At 68.1% G+C, this 15,313-nt stretch carries 14 protein-coding genes, 1 pseudogene and 1 riboswitch; of the genes and pseudogenes, 9 read left to right on the top strand and 6 right to left on the bottom strand.

Annotated elements, in window-relative coordinates:
- Nucleotides 1–8 precede the first annotated feature (8 nt).
- The 3 genes and pseudogenes from sdhA to OCU_RS45185 form a co-directional block, all read left to right on the top strand.
- Complete coding sequence (gene sdhA / locus OCU_RS45175) at nucleotides 9–1,763, top strand: succinate dehydrogenase flavoprotein subunit (protein WP_008260011.1); 1,755 nt, start codon at nucleotides 9–11, stop codon at nucleotides 1,761–1,763.
- The gene (locus tag OCU_RS45180; protein ID WP_008260012.1) at nucleotides 1,763–2,560 is read left to right on the top strand and encodes a succinate dehydrogenase iron-sulfur subunit; all 798 of its coding nucleotides are present in this window, start codon (nucleotides 1,763–1,765) and stop codon (nucleotides 2,558–2,560) included. The genes sdhA and OCU_RS45180 overlap by 1 nt, the downstream gene beginning before the upstream one ends.
- An 11-nt stretch (nucleotides 2,561–2,571) precedes the next feature.
- Nucleotides 2,572–3,240: pseudogene (locus OCU_RS45185) on the top strand (carboxymuconolactone decarboxylase family protein); the annotation flags it as partial.
- 130 nt (nucleotides 3,241–3,370) lie between these two features.
- On the opposite strand, the gene OCU_RS45190 reads toward OCU_RS45185, so the two are convergent.
- Entirely contained in the window at nucleotides 3,371–3,865 is a 495-nt protein-coding gene (locus OCU_RS45190) for a PPOX class F420-dependent oxidoreductase (protein WP_014381021.1), read from the bottom strand.
- Nucleotides 3,866–3,899: 34 nt separating this feature from the next.
- Entirely contained in the window at nucleotides 3,900–4,832 is a 933-nt protein-coding gene (locus OCU_RS45195) for a sigma-70 family RNA polymerase sigma factor (RefSeq protein WP_009954095.1), read from the bottom strand.
- Nucleotides 4,833–4,988: 156 nt separating this feature from the next.
- Between OCU_RS45195 and OCU_RS45200 the strand changes: the two genes are divergently transcribed.
- Nucleotides 4,989–6,320: an aspartate aminotransferase family protein gene (locus OCU_RS45200; RefSeq protein ID WP_014381022.1), complete on the top strand. Its 1,332-nt coding sequence runs from the start codon at nucleotides 4,989–4,991 to the stop codon at nucleotides 6,318–6,320.
- A 58-nt stretch (nucleotides 6,321–6,378) separates the two neighbouring features.
- Here the strand turns inward: OCU_RS45200 and OCU_RS45205 are convergent, their stop codons facing one another.
- The gene (locus OCU_RS45205; protein WP_014381023.1) at nucleotides 6,379–6,663 is read right to left on the bottom strand and encodes a hypothetical protein; all 285 of its coding nucleotides are present in this window, start codon (nucleotides 6,661–6,663) and stop codon (nucleotides 6,379–6,381) included.
- A gap of 171 nt (nucleotides 6,664–6,834) precedes the next feature.
- Here OCU_RS45205 and OCU_RS45210 point away from each other — a divergent pair, with 171 nt between their 5' ends.
- The 4 genes from OCU_RS45210 to OCU_RS45225 all read left to right on the top strand — a co-directional run bounded on the left by OCU_RS45210 (nucleotide 6,835) and on the right by OCU_RS45225 (nucleotide 10,956).
- Entirely contained in the window at nucleotides 6,835–8,076 is a 1,242-nt protein-coding gene (locus OCU_RS45210; RefSeq protein ID WP_014381024.1) for a D-alanyl-D-alanine carboxypeptidase family protein, read from the top strand.
- A 6-nt stretch (nucleotides 8,077–8,082) separates the two neighbouring features.
- Nucleotides 8,083–9,435 (top strand): sugar porter family MFS transporter, encoded by a 1,353-nt coding sequence (locus tag OCU_RS45215; RefSeq protein ID WP_014381025.1) that lies wholly within the window; start codon nucleotides 8,083–8,085, stop codon nucleotides 9,433–9,435.
- A gap of 14 nt (nucleotides 9,436–9,449) precedes the next feature.
- Nucleotides 9,450–10,553, top strand: a complete 1,104-nt coding sequence (gene nagA / locus OCU_RS45220; RefSeq protein ID WP_263650307.1) for an N-acetylglucosamine-6-phosphate deacetylase — start codon at nucleotides 9,450–9,452, stop codon at nucleotides 10,551–10,553.
- Between the two features lie 12 nt (nucleotides 10,554–10,565).
- A riboswitch (guanidine-III (ykkC-III) riboswitch) is annotated at nucleotides 10,566–10,628 on the top strand.
- Between the two features lie 13 nt (nucleotides 10,629–10,641).
- Entirely contained in the window at nucleotides 10,642–10,956 is a 315-nt protein-coding gene (locus OCU_RS45225; protein WP_008260036.1) for a DMT family transporter, read from the top strand.
- Here the strand turns inward: OCU_RS45225 and yhjD are convergent.
- Together yhjD and trpS are read right to left on the bottom strand one after the other, a co-directional pair.
- A complete protein-coding gene (gene yhjD, locus OCU_RS45230; protein WP_014381027.1) occupies nucleotides 10,953–11,990 on the bottom strand; it encodes an inner membrane protein YhjD in 1,038 nt (345 codons plus the stop codon). The genes OCU_RS45225 and yhjD overlap by 4 nt on opposite strands.
- A gap of 11 nt (nucleotides 11,991–12,001) precedes the next feature.
- A complete protein-coding gene (trpS, locus tag OCU_RS45235; protein WP_014381028.1) occupies nucleotides 12,002–13,021 on the bottom strand; it encodes a tryptophan--tRNA ligase in 1,020 nt (339 codons plus the stop codon).
- Nucleotides 13,022–13,261: 240 nt separating this feature from the next.
- On the opposite strand from trpS, the gene OCU_RS45240 reads away from it, so the two are divergent.
- Nucleotides 13,262–14,071: an alpha/beta fold hydrolase gene (locus OCU_RS45240; RefSeq protein WP_014381029.1), complete on the top strand. Its 810-nt coding sequence runs from the start codon at nucleotides 13,262–13,264 to the stop codon at nucleotides 14,069–14,071.
- Here the strand turns inward: OCU_RS45240 and OCU_RS45245 are convergent.
- A complete protein-coding gene (locus OCU_RS45245) occupies nucleotides 14,064–15,305 on the bottom strand; it encodes an NADP-dependent isocitrate dehydrogenase (protein WP_009954109.1) in 1,242 nt (413 codons plus the stop codon). The two genes, OCU_RS45240 and OCU_RS45245, sit on opposite strands and share 8 nt — an antisense overlap.
- Between the last annotated feature and the right edge of the window lie 8 nt (nucleotides 15,306–15,313).

The following is a 15,313-nucleotide window of genomic DNA, read 5'->3' on the forward strand; positions in this document are numbered from 1 at the left end:
GCTGACCCGTGATCCAGCAACACCGGTACGACGTGGTGATCGTCGGCGCGGGCGGCGCAGGGATGCGCGCCGCGGTGGAAGCGGGTCCCCGGGTGCGCACCGCGGTGCTGACCAAGCTCTACCCCACCCGCAGCCACACCGGCGCCGCCCAGGGCGGCATGTGCGCGGCGCTGGCCAACGTCGAAGAGGACAACTGGGAATGGCACACCTTCGACACCGTCAAGGGCGGCGACTACCTCGCCGACCAGGACGCGGTGGAGATCATGTGCAAGGAAGCCATCGACGCGGTGCTCGACCTGGAAAAGATGGGGATGCCGTTCAACCGCACCCCCGAGGGCCGCATCGACCAGCGCCGGTTCGGCGGACACACCCGCGACCACGGCAAGGCCCCGGTGCGCCGGTCCTGTTACGCCGCCGATCGCACCGGCCACATGATCCTGCAGACGCTGTACCAGAACTGCGTAAAGCACGACGTGCAGTTCTTCAACGAGTTCTACGCGCTGGACCTGGTTTTGACGCAGACGCCGAGCGGGCCGGTGGCCACCGGCGTGGTCGCTTACGAGCTGGCCACCGGCGAGATCCACGTCTTCCACGGGAAGGCGATCGTGCTCGCCACCGGCGGTTCGGGCCGCATGTACAAGACCACCTCCAACGCGCACACGCTGACCGGCGACGGCATCGGCATCGTCTTCCGCAAGGGACTTCCCTTGGAGGACATGGAGTTTCACCAATTTCACCCCACCGGCCTGGCCGGTTTGGGCATCCTGATCTCCGAGGCCGTGCGCGGCGAGGGTGGCCGGCTGCTCAACGGCGAGGGTGAGCGGTTCATGGAACGCTACGCACCGACGATCGTCGACCTGGCACCGCGCGACATCGTCGCTCGCTCAATGGTTTTGGAAGTCCTGGAGGGCCGCGGCGCCGGCCCGCACAAGGACTACGTATACATCGACGTCCGGCACCTCGGCGAGGACGTGCTCGAGGCCAAGCTGCCCGACATCACCGAGTTCGCCCGCACCTATCTGGGCGTGGACCCGGTCAAGGAGCTGGTCCCGGTGTACCCGACGTGTCACTACGTGATGGGCGGCATCCCGACCACCGTCACCGGACAGGTGTTGCGGGACAACACCTCCACGGTCCCGGGCCTGTACGCGGCGGGCGAATGCGCGTGCGTGTCGGTGCACGGCGCCAACCGGCTGGGCACCAACTCGCTGCTGGACATCAACGTGTTCGGCCGCCGGGCCGGCATCGCCGCCGCCAATTACGCACGGGGACACGACTTCGTGGACATGCCGCCGGATCCGGCGGCGATGGTCGTCGGCTGGGTGGGCGACATCCTCTCCGAGCACGGCAACGAGCGCGTCGCCGACATCCGCAACGCGTTGCAGCAGTCGATGGACAACAACGCCGCGGTGTTCCGCACCGAGGAGACGCTCAAGCAGGCGCTGACCGACATCCACGCCCTGAAGGAGCGCTATTCGCGAATCACCGTGCACGACAAGGGGAAGCGATTCAACAGCGACCTGCTGGAGGCCATCGAGCTGGGCTTCTTGCTCGAGCTGGCCGAGGTCACCGTGGTCGGCGCGCTGAACCGCAAGGAGTCCCGCGGCGGGCACGCCCGCGAGGACTACCCCAACCGCGACGACGTCAACTACATGCGCCACACCATGGCCTATAAGCAGGGCACCGACCTTTTGAGCGACATCGCGCTGGACTTCAAGCCCGTGGTGCAGACGCGCTACGAACCCAAGGAACGGAAGTACTGATGACGGACGTTGCAGAGCCGCAGGCCGAAAGTCTGGAACCGCCCCTTCCGCCGGTTCCCGACGAGGCGGTGATGGTGACCGTCAAGATCGCCCGGTTCAACCCCGACCAGCCCGATGCCTACGCGGAAACCGGTGGCTGGCAAAGCTTTCGGGTGCCCTGCCTGCCCAGCGACAGGATGCTCAACCTGCTGATCTACATCAAGAGCTACCTGGACGGGACGCTGACCTTCCGGCGCTCCTGCGCGCACGGGGTGTGCGGGTCGGATGCCATGCGGATCAACGGTGTCAACCGGTTGGCCTGCAAGGTGCTGATGCGCGACCTGCTCCCCAAGAAGGCGGGCAAATCGCTGACCATCACGGTCGAGCCGATCCGCGGGCTGCCGGTCGAGAAGGACCTCGTGGTCGACATGGAGCCGTTCTTCGACGCCTACCGCGCGGTCAAACCGTACCTGATCACCACCGGCAACCCGCCGACGCGCGAACGCATTCAGAGCCCGACCGACCGCGCCCGCTACGACGACACCACCAAGTGCATCCTGTGCGCGGCGTGCACCACCAGCTGCCCGATCTTCTGGCACGAGGGCAGCTACTACGGCCCGGCCGCGATCGTCAACGCCCACCGGTTCATCTTCGACAGCCGCGACGAGGCGGCCGCCGAGCGCCTGGACATCCTCAACGAGGTCGACGGCGTGTGGCGGTGCCGCACCACGTTCAACTGCACCGAGGCCTGCCCGCGCGGTATCCAGATCACCAAGGCGATCCAGGAGGTCAAGCGCGCGATCATGTTCTCGCGCTGACCTGCCGCGTCTGCTCGTCACACATCGCCGGGCTGTCTCGTCTGAGGGGTATGACACAGAAAACCCGCATCGAGCCCCTGCCCCCCAAGCGCGCCGGATTGCTGATCCGGGCCATGTACCGGATAGCCAAGCGTCGCTACGGCCAAGTTCCCGAGCCGTTCGCCGTGGCCGCGCATCATCGCAAGCTGATGACCGCGAGCGCCATGCACGAAACGATGGTCGAGCGGGCGTCGAAAACCCTGCCGGCCAGCGTGCGTGAGCTGGCGGTGTTGTGGACCGCGCGCCAGATCGGCTGCTCGTGGTGCGTCGACTTCGGATCGATGCTGCAGCGCCTGGACGGCCTGGACGTGGAGCGGCTCAAGGAGATCGACAACTACGCCACCTCGCCGGCCTATACCGACGACGAGCGTGCCGCCATCGCCTATGCCGACGCGATGACCACAGATCCGCACACCGTCACCGACGAGCAGGTCGACGACCTGCGGGCCCGCTTCGGCGATGCCGGGGTGTTCGAGCTGACCTATCAAATTGGATTGGAGAACATGCGGGCGCGGGTGAACACCGCGCTGGGCATCACCGAGCAAGGCTTCAATTCGGGTGACGCGTGCCGGATTCCCTGGGCTAGCGACGATCGCAAGCGCGGCGTAGCCGGGCGCAGCGGGTCGTCGCCCGTTGGCTAGCGACGATCGCAAGCGCGGCGTAGCCGGGCGCAGCGGGTCGTCGCCCGTTGGCTAGCGACGATCGCAAGCGCGGCGTAGCCGGGCGCAGCGGGTCGTCGCCCGTTGGCTAGCAAACCAGGGCGTGGGCTGATCAGCCCTCCTGGGCGGGCTCGATCTCGATATAGGTGGTCGGAATACTGAGCGCCGCGCTGCCCTTGTCCAGACCGCGCTCGAATAACTTCATCGGCAGGCTCCAGTTCGCCGCAATCACCTTGTACGCGTGGGCGTGTTCGGACTCGGGCAAGATCCTGGCCTTTCCGGCGACCGCTTGCCCTTTTGGCTTGCCGCGAAGACTGCTGGGCACCACAACGACACGCGGATTGTTGTTGATCCGCTTCACCTTTCCGGTGGACGCATCCGTTCGCACGTAGATCTTTCCGTCGGCGACACCGTGGTTGATCGGGCTCGGCATCGCCTCGCCGGAACGCTTGAACGTCACCAACAAGATTTGCCGCGTTTTGTCGAAACCGGTGAAGTCCTTACCTTGCGGGGTCGCAGCGCCGACGTCGAAGGCGCTGCGGTGGCGCATCATGTCCATACCGCGGAACATCAATTTGCCCATCGTTTCGGTGACGCTGCCGCCCATGTGCTCTCTCCAATCTGCGCCTGACTCGACTGACTTACGGCTGCTCGCGCCGCAGCGGAGAGCCGGTGAACTTCTCGGGATTGGCGACATCCCATAAGGCGCAAACCTTTCCGTCGCGCACCGTCATCGCCATGATCCGCGGGCACATCTCGCGGTAGCCGTCGGCAGCGGGGAAGCCGGCGGTGTAGATGCCCAGCTCGCCGTTGACCAGTCCTGCTTGATAGGACGTGTAGAAGGCGGGCCCGTAGCGGTTTGCCAGGCCGAGCATGAACCGGACCACCTTGTCCGGGCCGTGGATGACGTGAACGGCCGTGGGCGCCTTGCCATTTGAATCGCCGGTGAAGATGACGTCCGGGTGCAGCAAGGAGACCACGGCCTCCAGATCGCCGGCGGCCATGGCGGCCAACAACTTTCCCACCACCTCGTTGTGCGATGGGTCGGGTTCGGGCGGTGGCTCGGCCGCGACGGCCTTGCGGGCCCGCGAGGCCAGCTGCCGGGCGGCGGCCTCGCTGGTACCCAGCGCCTCCGCAACCTCCGCGAACGGCACGTCGAACCCGTCGTGCAAGACGAACGCGACCCGCTGGTCGGGCGAGAGGCGCTCCAGCACCACCATCGCCGCGAACCGGGCGTCCTCGCCGGCCACCACCGCGGACAGCGGGTCGGCTTCGGAAGCAGGCGGGCCGAATCCGGTGACGACGGGCTCGGGCAGCCAGTTTCCGGTGTAGGTCTCGCGCCGGTGCGCCGCCGAGCGCAGCCTGTCCAGACCAAGCCGGCTCACCACCGTGGTCAACCACGCCCGCAGGTCGGTGATCTGCGTTCCCTTGTCGGGGTCCTGGCGGTGCCAGCGCAGCCAGGCATCTTGGACGATGTCCTCGGCGTCGGCGATCGTGCCGGTCAGCCGGTAGGCGACCGACATGAGATGCGGTCGCAACGACTCGAATTCGCTGACCTGTTGCGCTGAGGTCATATCGCCGAGCCTAGCCCGGCGACGGCGAGCGCCGAAACGGCGCGAGTGAGGAGTCGGGCAATCCAACCAAGCCCGGCGACGGCGAGCGCCGAAACGGCGCGAGTGAGGAGTCGGGCAATCCAGCCGAGCCCGAAGCGGGCGCTACGCTCACCACCAATGACCGACAACCTGTGGCTGCACTTCTCCCGGCACGGCCCGGGAATCACGCCGCCGATCATCACCCGCGGCGACGGCGTCACCATCTTCGACGACCGCGGCAAGAGTTACCTCGACGGCCTATCCGGGCTGTTCACCGTGCAGGTCGGTCACGGCCGCGCCGAGCTCGCCGAGGCCGCCGTCCGGCAGGCGGGCACGCTGGCGTTCTTTCCGCTGTGGGGATACGCCACCCCGACGGCGATCGAGCTCGCCGAGCGCCTCGCCGGCTACACCCCGGGTGACCTCAACCGCGTCTTCTTCACCACCGGCGGCACCGAGGCCGTCGAGACCGCGTGGAAACTGGCCAAGCAGTACTTCAAGCTCACCGGCAAACCCGGTAAGCACAAGGTGATTTCGCGATCGGTCGCCTACCACGGCACCACCCAGGGCGCCCTGGCGATCACCGGGCTGCCCCGGTACAAGGCGCCCTTCGAACCGGTGACGCCCGGCGGATTCCGGGTGCCCAACACCAACTTCTATCGGGCACCGGAACCGCTGCGCACCGACCCGAAAGCCTTCGGGCAGTGGGCCGCGGACCGCATCGCCGAGGCCATCGAGTTCGAGGGCCCCGACACCGTGGCGGCGGTATTCCTGGAACCGGTGCAGAACGCCGGTGGCAGCATCCCGCCTCCCCCAGGCTATTTCGAGCGCGTGCGGGAAATCTGCGACGAATACGACGTGCTGCTGGTCTCCGACGAGGTGATCTGCGCGTTCGGCCGCATCGGGTCGATGTTCGCCTGTGACGACTTCGGCTACGTGCCCGACATGATCACCTGCGCCAAGGGAATGACGTCGGGCTACTCACCGATCGGCGCAATGATCGCCAGCGAGCGCCTGTTCGAGCCGTTCAACGACGGCGCGACGATGTTCCCGCACGGCTATACCTTTGGCGGCCACCCGGTTTCGGCGGCCGTCGGGCTGGCCAACCTCGACATCTTCGAGCGCGAGGGGCTCAACGATCACGTCCGGGCCAACGCGCCGGCCTTGCGCGCCACCCTGGAAAAGCTCTACGACCTGCCGATCGTCGGCGACGTGCGCGGCGAGGGGTTTTTCTACGGCGTGGAACTGGTCAAGGACAAGGCGACCAAGCAGACGTTCAGCGACGACGAGCGCCGGCCGCTGCTGGCGCGGGTGGGCTCGGCACTGTTCGATGCCGGGTTGTATTGCCGCACCGACGACCGTGGCGATTCGGTCATTCAACTGGCGCCGCCGCTGATCAGCGGCCAGGCCGAGTTCGACACCATCGAGGCCATCCTGCGCGAGGTGCTGCACGAGGAGTCGGCGCGGCTCTAGCCGGATGGTGGCGACCCGCTGCGCCCGGCTTCGCCGCGCTTGCGATCGCCACCAGACACTAGCCCGCGCGCCTGACCGCGTCGGCGGCCAGCATCACCTCGCGGACGTGCGGGGCGCTCGGATTGCGCCCGAACCGCGAGACGGCGTTGCACAACCATGCCAGTGCCGAGCGCAGCTCCGGCTCGGTGGCAGCATCACGATGCAGCGTGAGTTCCGCCAGCACCTGATCGAGCCCGGAACGCCGCACCTGGGTCGCCTTCTCCACCTGTTTGAGCAGATCCTTCAGCGCGCGCGGGGCGACACCGGCCGCGCCGTCGCGCCGGCGCCGCAGCCTGGCCCACAATCGGTCGTCGGGAATGGCGAATCCTCTGAAGTCGGTGCGGGCGGGCGCTTTCCCGCGGACCGCGCGCCCAGCGTATCCCGTGCCGGCCGCCCAGGCTGAGTAACTTCCGTCTCATCAGTCACAGCGCGGCTCCCCGAATTCGGGCCCCCGATCGCTTAATGTGCACAGACGATGAGCTTCCTACGTTCGATGTCGTGCCTGGTCGCAGCGGGTTTCGTGGCCTGGGCTCCCGCCACGATTGCCTTGCCCCCCGCCAAGGCCGAACCCGGCGCCGAACCCAACGCCGCGCCCGCGAGCTGCCCGTACAAGGTGAACACCCCGCCGGCGGTGGACTCGTCGGAGGTCCCCACGGCCGGGGATCCCCCGATCCCGCTGGCGGTGCCCGCCAAGCCGGTCGGGGGTGACGCCCTGGCCAGTTGCGGCATTGTCGCCGCGCCCAACACGCCGCCGCTCCCGGGCGACGTGTCCGCCGAGGCCTGGCTGGTGGCCGACCTAGACAGCGGCGCGGTCATCGCCGCCAAAGACCCGCACGGCCGGCACCGCCCGGCCAGCATCATCAAGGTGTTGGTGGCGATGGCCGCCATCAACACGCTCAACCTGAACAAGTCGGTCGCCGGAACCGCCGACGACGCGGCCGCCGAGGGCACCAAGGTCGGCGTCCAGGAAGGCGGCGTGTTCACCGTCAACCAGCTGCTGCACGGGCTGCTGATGCACTCCGGCAACGACGCCGCCCACGCGCTGGCCATGCAGCTCGGCGGCATGCAGCAAGCGCTGGAGAAGATCAACGTGCTGGCCGCCAAGCTCGGCGGCCAGGACACCCGGGTGGCGACGCCGTCCGGGCTGGACGCGCCCGGCATGAGCACCTCGGCCTACGACATCGGGCTGTTCTATCGCTACGCGTGGCAGAACCCCACGTTCGCCAACATCGTCGCGACCCGGACGTTCGACTTCCCCGGCCACGGCGACCACCCCGGCTACGAGCTGGAGAACGACAACCAGCTGCTCTACAAGTATCCCGGCGCCCTGGGCGGCAAGACCGGCTACACCGACGACGCGGGCCAGACGTTCGTGGGCGCGGCCAACCATGACGGGCGGCGGCTGGTGGCGGTGCTGCTGCACGGGACGCGGCAACCGATCGCGCCGTGGGAACAGGCCGCCCATCTGCTGGACTACGGGTTCGCCACCCCGCAGGGCACGCAGGTCGGCTCGCTGGTCGCTCCCGACCCGTCGCTGGCGCCCGCCAAGAGCGACACCGCCGCCGACCGGCTCGCCAATAACGCCGCGGCCGGCGCGATCATCGGCTCGGCGGACGCCATGCCGGTCCGGGTGGGCGTCGCTGTCATCGGCGCCATCATCGTGTTTAGCTTGATCATGGCCGCACGCTCGATGAACCGCCGACCCCAACACCGCTGAGCGCCGGTGGGCACCGGATCGCGGCGCGGCCTGCTGGTCGGGCTGACCGCCGCCAGCGTGGGCGTCATCTATGGCTATGACCTGTCCATCATCGCCGGTGCGCAGTTGTTCGTCACCGAGGATTTCGGGCTGTCCACGCGGCAACAGGAACTGCTGACGACGATGGTGGTGATCGGCCAGATCATCGGGGCGCTCGGCGCCGGTGTGCTGGCCAACGTGATCGGCCGCAAACGCTCGGTCGTGCTGATCCTGTTCGCCTACGCGGCTTTCGCGCTGCTGGCCGCGTTCTCGGTGTCGCTGACGATGCTGCTGGGGGCGCGCCTGCTCGTCGGGCTGACCATCGGCGTGACGGTCGTGGTCGTCCCGGTGTACGTGGCGGAATCGGCGCCGACGGCGGTGCGTGGCTCGCTGCTGACGGCTTACCAGCTGGCGATCGTCAGCGGGCTCATTGTCGGATACGTGACCGGCTACCTGCTGGCCGGCACGCACAGCTGGCGGTGGATGCTGGGGTTGGCGTGCGTGCCCGCACTGCTGTTGGCGCCGTTGGTGATTCGGATGCCCGATACGGCCCGGTGGTACGTGCTCAAAGGCCGGGTCGACGACGCCCGGCGGGCGCTGCTGCGGGTGGAGCCCGACGCGCGGGTGGACGACGAGCTGGCCGATATCGGCCGGGCGGTCAGCGAAGGTGGCGGCCGGCTCTCCGAGATGCTGCCGGAAATGGTTCGCAGGCCCTATCTTCGGGCGACTGTCTTCGTCGTCGTTCTCGGCTTCCTGATCCAGATCACGGGCATCAACGCGATCATCTACTACAGCCCCCGGATCTTCGAGGCCATGGGCTTCACCGGAAATTTCGCGCTGCTGGGTCTGCCGGCGCTGGTCCAGGTGGCCGGATTGGCCGCCGTCGGCACGGCGCTGCTGCTGGTCGACCGGGTGGGCCGGCGGCCAATCCTGTTGTGCGGCACCGCGATGATGATCGGCGCCGATGTCGTGCTGATGGCCGTGTTCGGCCGTGGGATCGGCGGCGCGGTCGCCGGGTTCGCCGGCGTGTTGCTGTTCATCTTCGGCTACACCATGGGTTTCGGCTCCCTGGGCTGGGTGTACGCCAGCGAAAGCTTCCCGTCCCGGCTGCGCTCGATCGGGTCGAGCACCATGTTGACCTCCAACCTGGTGGCCAACGCCATCATCGCCGCCGTCTTCCTGACCATGCTGCATTCCTTGGGCGGCGCAGGGACTTTCGCGGCGTTCGCCGCGCTCGCGTTGATCGCGTTCGTCTTCGTCTATCGGTATGCGCCGGAGACCAAGGGCCGCCAGCTCGAGGACATCCGCCACTTCTGGGAGAACGGCGGCCGGTGGGACTGATCGCCGCGGGAACCATGGTCGTGGACGGGCGGCTCTGCCGACCGGGCTGGCTCGAGACCGCTGGCGGGCGGATCGCGGCCGCCGCGCCCGGGCCGCCGCCGCGCCCGCCCGACCGCGACTACCCCGATTGCACTGTGGTGCCGGGATTTATCGACATGCACGTGCACGGCGGCGGGGGCGCTTCCTACACCGACGCCGACGGCATCGGCAAGGCCGCCGCCTTCCACCTGCGTCACGGCACCACCACGACGCTGGCCAGCCTGGTGACCGCCGCTCCCCCGGAATTGCTCAGTGGGGTGCGCGCGCTCACCGACGCCACCAGGAGTGGCACGATCGCGGGGATCCACCTCGAAGGCCCCTGGCTGAGCCGGGCACGGTGCGGGGCCCACGACCGCACCCAGATGCGCGACCCGGACCCCGACGAGATCGATGCGCTGCTGACCGCCGCCGGCGACGCGATCAAGATGGTCACCCTGGCGCCGGAGCTGCCCGGTGCCGACGCCGCCATCCGGCGTTTCCTGGACGCGGGAGTCGTTGTGGCGGTGGGCCATACCGACGCGACCTACGAGCAGACCCGCCGCGCCATCGAGCTGGGCGCCACGGTCGGCACGCATCTGTTCAACGCCATGCCGCCGCTGCACCATCGGGAGCCCGGCCCGGCGCTCGCGCTGCTGCGGGACCCACGGGTGACCGTCGAGCTCATCGCCGACGGCGTGCACCTACACCCGGACGTGGCGCGCGCGGTGATCGAGGCCGCCGGCGCGGACCGCGTCGCCGTGATCACCGACGCGATCGCCGCGGCGGGCCGCGCCGACGGCGCGTATCGGCTCGGCGCGGTGCGCATCGACGTGGTCTCCGGCGTCGCGCGGGTGCAGGGGACGTCGACGATCGCGGGCAGCACGGCCACCATGGATCGGCTCTTTCGCGCCGTGGCCGGGTTCGGCGCGAACCGCGACGCCGGGCTGGCCGCGGCGGTTCAGGTGACGTCGGCGACCCCGGCGCGCGCGCTCGGGCTCGAACGGGTCGGTAGCCTGCGGCCCGGCTACGACGCCAATCTTGTGGTGCTCGACCGTGATCTGCGGGTGAGCGACGTCATGGTGCGCGGCGACTGGCTCTGAGCGTTAACATCGGAGACGTCAGCACCTGACACCGGACGAGGGGCCCCGTACCCGGCCAGCGACAAGACGGGCGCCGTGGAGGTGCGCAATGGCATGGCTCGTCTTGATCGCGTCGGGCGTCCTGGAGGCGGTGTGGGCGACCGCCCTGAACAAGTCCGACGGCTTCTCCCGGCTCGGCCCTTCGCTGGTCTTCGTTGTCGCACTGGCGCTTTCGATGGCCGGGCTGGCGACCGCGATGCGCACGCTGCCGGTCGGAACCAGTTACGCGGTCTGGGTCGGCGTCGGGGCCGTGCTGACGGTGGGCTACGCGGCGCTGATCGGCGAGGAACCGGCGTCGTTGACCAAGCTGTTGCTGATCGGCGGCATCGTGGCCTGCATCGCGGGCTTGAAGTTGGTCAGCTAGCGGCCACGGCGGGCCAACCCTGCGATCCGCGAAAGTGCCAGCGCCCCAACGGCTCCCAGCCCCATTGCGGTCAGCGTCTGGCGGGTGCTCAGACCTTCGTCCATGTGCACCCGCGGCGCGATGATCGCCGGGGCCGGGGGCTCCACAGGGCGGTCGCGCGGGTCGGTGGATGCCGTCGCCCCCCACGCAGTGCAGAACAACACGAGATAGGCGGTGATGTAAGCGAACACCATCAACCCCAGCACCGGGCCGAACGCCGCGCCCGCGGGGCTGCGCAACACCGTCTTCAAATAGATCGACCCCACCTGCTTGAACACTTCGAAGCCGACGGCCGCGATCAGCCCGGCCCGCATCGAATCGACGAAGCTGACCTTCTCCCGGGGCAGGCGCGCGATCATCCACGTGAACAGCAGCCACGACACCAAGGTCGCGATCAGGATCGAGAAAAGCCAGAACAGCCAATCGAACACCGCGAATTGCGGCACGCCAAGCCATTTCAGCAACGCGGCCATCGGCGCGGCGTGGCCGACGGTGGTCAGCGCGACGGTGGCCAGGATCACCGCGAACGTCCCCACCATCGCCAGCAGATCGGAGAACTTGCTCCGCACGAAGCCCGGCGACTCCACGTGCGAGTCCCACCACATCTCGGTCAGCGCCTGCCGCAGGTGCGATATCCAGCCCAGCCCCGCCCACACCGCGGTGACCAGACCGATGACACCGACCGAAGTCCGGGCGTCGATGGCCGAGTTCATCAACTCCTGCAGCTGATTACCCAGCGTGCCCGACACCTGGGACCGGATGTGGTCGTCGATCGTGCTCAGCAGGTGCGGCCGCCGGGCCAGCACGAAGCCGAACACCGCGAAACCGACCATGAGCAACGGGAACAACGCGAGAATCGTGTAATACGTGAGGCCGGCGGCGAAGAACCCGCCGTTGCGCTCGTCGAAACGCTGGTAGGCGCGGATGACGTGGTCGAGCCACCCGTGCCGGGACCGCAGCCGATCAAGAAACCCCTCCTCGGCCGGCTCGCTCATGGTGAAACGTCTTACCTCCGTTGCGGAAGGAACCCAAGCCGATCGTAAACCCGCTGGACCGTCTTCCCGGCGACATCCTGGGCCCGTTCGGCGCCGGCCGCCAAAACGGCCTCCAATTCGGCCAAGTCGGCCGTCAGTTCGTCGACGCGGGCCTTGATCGGGGCGACGAACTCGACCACCGCCTCGGCGGTGTCCTTCTTCAGATCGCCGTAACCCTTTCCGGCATAGCCCTCGACGAGCTTGTCGACGCCGACGCCGCTGACCGCCGACTGGATGGTCAGCAGGTTGGACACGCCGGGCTTGGCGTCGGTATCGAAGCGGATCTCGCGCTCGCTGTCGGTCACCGCCGACCGAATCTTCTTGGCCGACAACGCCGGATCGTCGAGCAGGTTGATCAGCCCGGCGTCGGTGGCCGCGGATTTGCTCATCTTCGACGTGGGGTCCTGTAGGTCGTAGATCTTCGCGGTCGCCTTGGGGATGAGCACGTCGGGTACCACGAACGTGTCCGGGAATCGGGCGTTGAACCGCTGCGCCACGTCGCGGGCCAGCTCGAGGTGCTGGCGCTGGTCTTCGCCCACCGGCACCAGGTCGGTGTCGTAGGCCAGCACGTCGGCGGCCTGCAGCACCGGATAGGTGAACAAGCCCACGGTGGTGGAGTCGGCGCCCTGGCGCAGCGACTTGTCCTTGAACTGCGTCATCCGCGACGCCTGCCCGAAGCCGGTGAAGCAGCCCAGCACCCACGCCAACTGGGAGTGGGCGGGCACGTGGCTCTGCACGAACACGGTGCTGCGCGCCGGGTCGATGCCCAGCGCCAGGTATTGGGCGGCGGTGACCAGGGTCCGCCGCCGCAGCGCCTCGGGATCCTGGGCGACGGTGATGGCATGGAGGTCGACCACGCAGAAGAACGCGTCATGGTCGTCCTGCAGTTCGACCCAGTGGGTGACGGCGCCCAACGCGTTACCCAGGTGAAGCGAATCGGACGTGGGCTGCACGCCGGAGAAAATGCGGCTGGATCCGGTAGCGGTGCTCATGATGCACCGATCTTTTCACGCGCGGCCGCCCCGCCCGGTGTGCGGCCAGCCTCACCCTCGATGCCGAGTGTGCGGCGTGCCGGCCGCTCGCGATCGGCCCGCCTTGCGATACCGGCGGTACCGCCTTTAATGTCGGGCTATGCACAACCTCGTCTGCTCGGCTCCCCGCTCGTGAGACCCGCTCACTCGGCATCGTCCTCGGCCCGTCCCCCGATTCATCTCGGTTCCGGCGAGCCGGTCGTGCTACTCCACGGGTTTTTGATGTCGCAGACGGTGTGGGATCCGGTGGCGCCGCGGCTGGCCGACACCGGCCGCTACGAGGTCTTCGCCCCGACCATGGCCGGGCACAACGGCGGCCCCTACGCGGGCACTTGGCTGCTGAGCTCGTCGGTGCTGGCCGACCACGTCGAACGCCAGCTCGACCAGCTCGGCTGGGACAGCGCGCACCTGGTGGGCAACTCGCTGGGCGGCTGGGTGGCCTTCGAGCTCGAGCGGCGCGGGCGGGCCCGCAGCGTCACCGGCGTCGGCGCCGCGGGCGGGTGGACGCGCTGGAGCCCGGTCAAATTCGAGGTCATCAGCAAGTTCATCGCCGGGATGCCGATCCTGGGACTGGCCCGGCTGCTGGGCCCGCGCGCGCTGCGGCTGCCGCTGAGCCGCCGCCTGGCCACCCTGCCGCTGAGCGCCACCCCGGAAGGGGTCAGCGACGAGCAACTGCGCGGTGTGGTCGACGACGCCGCGCACTGCCCGGCGTACTTCCAGCTGCTGATCAAGTCGCTGCTGCAGCCCGGCCTGCTGGAGCTGGCGCAGACCGCGGTGCCCGTGCAGCTGGTGCTGTGCGAGAAGGACCGGGTGGTGCCGCCCAGCAGGTTCAGCCGGCATTTCACCGACTTTTTGCCGGAGGGAACGAAGATCACCAAGCTCGACGGCGTCGGGCACGTGCCGATGTTCGAGGCGCCGGAGCGGATCACCGCGGCCATCGCCGACTTCATCGACGAGTGCACCGCGGGCCCGGACCGGCTTTCCGACCGGCACCGGCCGCCGGCTAGCTAGCCAGTTCCTTTTCCAGGTTCTCCGCGATCGAGTCGAGGAATTCCTCGCTCTGCTGCCACTCCTGGTCGGGCCCGATCAGGATGGCGAGGTCCTTGGTCATCTTCCCGCTCTCGACGGTGGAGACGACGACGTTTTCCAGCGTCTGCGCGAACTCGACCACCTCGGGGGTGTCGTCCAGCTTGCCGCGGTGCGCCAGTCCCCGCGTCCAGGCGAAGATCGAGGCGATCGGGTTGGTCGAGGTCGGCTTGCCGGCCTGGTACTGGCGGAAGTGCCGGGTGACGGTGCCGTGCGCGGCCTCGGCCTCGACCGTCTTGCCGTCGGCCGTCATCAGCACCGAGGTCATCAGCCCCAGCGAGCCGTAGCCCTGGGCGATGGCGTCGGATTGCACGTCGCCGTCGTAGTTCTTGCACGCCCACACGTAGCCGCCCTCCCACTTGAGGCAGGCGGCGACCATGTCGTCGATCAGCCGGTGCTCGTAGGTCAGGCCCTCGGCCTCGAACTGCTCCTTGAATTCCTCGTCGTAGATGCGCTGGAACTCGTCTTTGAACATGCCGTCGTAGGCCTTGAGGATGGTGTTCTTGGTGGACAGGTACACCGGCCACTTGGCGTTCAGGCCGTACTTGAACGACGCGCGCGCGAAGTCGCGCACGGAGTCCTTGAAGTTGTACATCCCCATCACCACGCCGCCGTCGTCGGGCAGGGACACCATCTCGTGGACCATCGGCTCGCTGCCGTCGGCCGGGGTGAACGTGATGGCGACGGTGCCGGGCTTGTCGACCTTGAAGTTGGTCGCCCGGTACTGGTCGCCGAACGCGTGGCGGCCGATGACGATCGGTTTGGTCCAGCCCGGAACCAGGCGTGGCACGTTGGAGATGACGATCGGTTCGCGGAAGATGGTGCCGCCCAAGATGTTCCGGATCGTCCCGTTCGGCGACAGCCACATCTTCTTGAGGTTGAATTCGGAGACGCGGGCCTCGTCGGGGGTGATCGTCGCGCACTTGACGCCCACGCCGTGCTTCTTGATGGCGTAGGCCGCGTCGATCGTCACCTGGTCGTCGGTGCGGTCACGGTGCTCGATGCCCAGGTCGTAGTAGTCCAGATCGATGTCGAGGTGCGGAAGGATCAGCTGGTCCTTGATCAGCTTCCAGATGACGCGGGTCATCTCGTCGCCGTCGAGCTCGACCACGCGGCCCTTGACCTTGATCTTGGCTTCTTTGGAACCCGGGCTCGACATCGGTGCCT

Origin of the sequence: Mycobacterium intracellulare ATCC 13950 (genome assembly GCF_000277125.1) — a bacterium.
Classification (GTDB): Bacteria; Actinomycetota; Actinomycetes; order Mycobacteriales; family Mycobacteriaceae; genus Mycobacterium; species Mycobacterium intracellulare.